This is a genomic window from Accumulibacter sp., from assembly GCF_032229525.1.
Taxonomy (GTDB): Bacteria; Pseudomonadota; Gammaproteobacteria; order Burkholderiales; family Rhodocyclaceae; genus Accumulibacter.
This window is the reverse complement of record NZ_JAVTWB010000219.1, coordinates 2,399-5,033: the sequence shown is the minus strand read 5'-3', so window position 1 is coordinate 5,033 and position 2,635 is coordinate 2,399. Positions and strand designations below refer to the sequence as shown.

The 2,635-nt window shown below is 64.8% G+C and carries 2 protein-coding genes and 1 pseudogene; 1 reads left to right on the top strand and 2 read right to left on the bottom strand.

The features are described from left to right. Window positions 1-212: pseudogene (locus tag RUW20_RS17595) on the bottom strand (YebC/PmpR family DNA-binding transcriptional regulator); the annotation flags it as partial. A gap of 142 nt (window positions 213-354) precedes the next feature. On the opposite strand from RUW20_RS17595, the gene RUW20_RS17590 reads away from it, so the two are divergent. After that, window positions 355-1,881 carry a helicase HerA-like domain-containing protein gene (locus tag RUW20_RS17590; RefSeq protein ID WP_313953525.1) on the top strand — a complete coding sequence of 509 codons (1,527 nt, stop codon included), beginning with the start codon at window positions 355-357 and terminating at the stop codon, window positions 1,879-1,881. Between the two features lie 34 nt (window positions 1,882-1,915). On the opposite strand, the gene RUW20_RS17585 is transcribed toward RUW20_RS17590, so the two are convergent. Beyond that, window positions 1,916-2,635 (bottom strand): PhzF family phenazine biosynthesis protein (locus tag RUW20_RS17585; protein ID WP_313953524.1); only part of this gene is annotated, 720 nt, incomplete at its 5' end.

Genomic DNA, 2,635 nt, shown 5'->3' with positions numbered 1-2,635 from the left:
TTGATCGCGTTGTCGATCTTGTCCTTGGGCATGTTGACGCCCTTGGCCTTGTCGATGGCCACCCGCAGGCGCGGATTGAACGCTGCGTCGCCGCCGCCCATCTTGGCCGAGACGGTGATTTCCTTGGCGATCTTGGAAAACGATGCGCTGCGTCTTTCATCCTGGCGACCCTTGCGGTGCTGGATGTTGGCCCACTTGGAGTGTCCTGCCATGCTGTCCCCTGTTGGTTTCGTTCTGCGCCGAGGTCCCGCCGGTGCAACAAACCTGGCTACAAATGGTCGATAATCAAGCTCGGCATTCTAGCACCTCCCGTTTTTTGCCATTCCTTCCCCTCACCATTTCCCGGAGTCGCTCATGATCAGCCCTCTCGTCATTGCCAAACACGAAGACACCGAACTGGCCCTGCTGCCAGCCCTGGCCAACCGCCATGGACTGATCACGGGCGCCACCGGCACCGGCAAGACGGTGACGCTGCAAGTGCTGGCGGAACGGTTTTCGAGCATCGGCGTACCGGTGTTCATGGCCGACGTCAAAGGCGACCTGTCGGGTCTGGCGGCAGAAGGCAGCATCTCGCCGAAGATGCAGGCGCGCCTCGACGCGCTCGGCATCAAGGAGCATTCGCCGGCGAAATGCCCGGTCGCCTTCTGGGACGTCTTCGGCGAACAGGGCCATCCGGTACGGGCGACGATTTCGGACATGGGGCCGGTCTTGCTGGCGCGCCTGCTGAATCTCAACGACACCCAGACCGGCGTCCTGCAACTGGTGTTCAGGGTCGCCGACGACAATGGCCTGCTGCTGCTCGACCTGAAGGACTTGCGAGCGATGCTGCAGCACGTCGGCGAGAACGCCAAGAGCCTGACCAGCGAGTACGGCAACGTCTCGGCCGCTTCGATCGGCGCCATCCAGCGCGGTCTGCTGAATCTCGGCGACCAGGGCGGCGACGTCTTCTTCGGTGAGCCGATGCTCGACATCGCCGACCTGATGCAGACCGACAACGGCAAGGGGGTGGTCAACATCCTCGCCGCCGACAAGCTGATGACCTCGCCGAGCCTCTATTCGACCTTTCTCCTGTGGCTGCTGGCCGAGCTCTTCGAGCAGCTGCCGGAAGTCGGCGACGTCGAGAAACCGAAGCTGGTCTTCTTTTTCGACGAAGCCCACCTGCTGTTCAGCGAAGCGCCCGCGGCCTTGCTCGACAAGATCGAACAGGTGGTGCGCTTGATCCGCTCCAAGGGTGTCGGGGTCTATTTCGTCACCCAGAATCCGCTCGACATTCCCGATAGCGTGCTTGGTCAGCTCGGTAACCGTGTCCAGCATGCGCTGCGCGCCTTCACCCCGCGTGACCAGAAAGCGGTCAAGGCGGCCGCACAGACCATGCGTGCCAACCCGCGCTTCGATGCCGAGACGGCGATCACCGAACTCGGCGTCGGCGAGGCGCTGGTCTCCTTCCTGGACGAGAAAGGGCGGCCGAACATCGTCGAGCGCGCCTTCGTGCTACCCCCGGCATCGCGCATGGGTCCGCAAACGACCGACGAGCGGCAGGCGGTGATCAAGGCTTCGGCGATCTACGGCCACTACGAGGAAGCGATCGATCGCGAATCGGCTTACGAGAAACTCCGGGAAGCCCCGGCAGCAGCCCAGCCAGGGGCGGCGACGCAGGCCCGGGCCCCGGCGGAGGAGCCGGAAGCGTCTAGCGGCGGCTGGCTCGGGGGTCTCGCCGACCTCTTCGGCGGCGGTTCGAGCAGCAGCCGCTCGCGTGGCGGCGACTCGATCGCCACCACCGCTGCCAAGAGTGCGGCGCGGGCAATGGGTTCGCAAGTAGGTCGGCAGATCATCCGCGGTGTCCTCGGCTCGCTGCTTGGCGGCGGCTCGCGCCGACGCTGAGTTTTACGGGCTGCGGCGCGGCCGCAAGCCCAGGCTAATCGGCAAAGCGGATTTCGCTTTCCATCACCGTGATCGCCGACCCCGACAGAAGCACGCGATCGCCCTTCAACACGCAGCCGAGATTGCCACCACGTTTCGATACCTGGCGCGCGGTGAGCGTCTTTTTGCCGAGCCGGCCTGCCCAGTACGGGGTCAAAACGCAATGCGCCGAGCCGGTGACCGGGTCTTCCGGAACGCCGTATTTCGGGGCAAAGAAGCGGCTGACGAAGTCCACCTCGATGCCCGGCGCGCTGACGATGACACCGCGCAGGTCCAGTTGGCTCAAGCTGCCGTGGTCGGGCTTGATGGCGCGCACCTCCGCCTCGCTGGCGAAGATCGCCAGGTAGTCGTCGTCGGCCAGCACTTCGAGCGGTTGCCCGCCGAGGCCGGCAATCAACACCGCCGGAATGGCGCAGGGGGCTGCCGGTGTGGACGGAAAATCCATCTCCAGGAGCGGCCCGCGCCGTTGCACATGCAGCTCGCCGCTGCGCGTGGCGAAGGTGATCACCGGTTTCGCGAACCCCATGATGTCGAAGATGACGTGCGCCGCAGCCAGGGTCGCGTGCCCGCACAGATCGACCTCGGCCACCGGCGTGAACCAGCGCAGCGCGAAGCCCTCTCCCGAAACAACGAAAAAAGCCGTCTCCGAGAGGTTGTTCTCCTCGGCAATGGCCTGCATGAGGCCGTCGTCCAGCCAGCTGTCGAGCGGGCATAC

Excerpts from the sequence above, each read along its gene's own strand:
- RUW20_RS17590 (WP_313953525.1), top strand. The coding sequence starts at position 355 with ATGATCAGCCCTCTCGTCATTGCCAAACACGAAGACACCGAACTGGCC.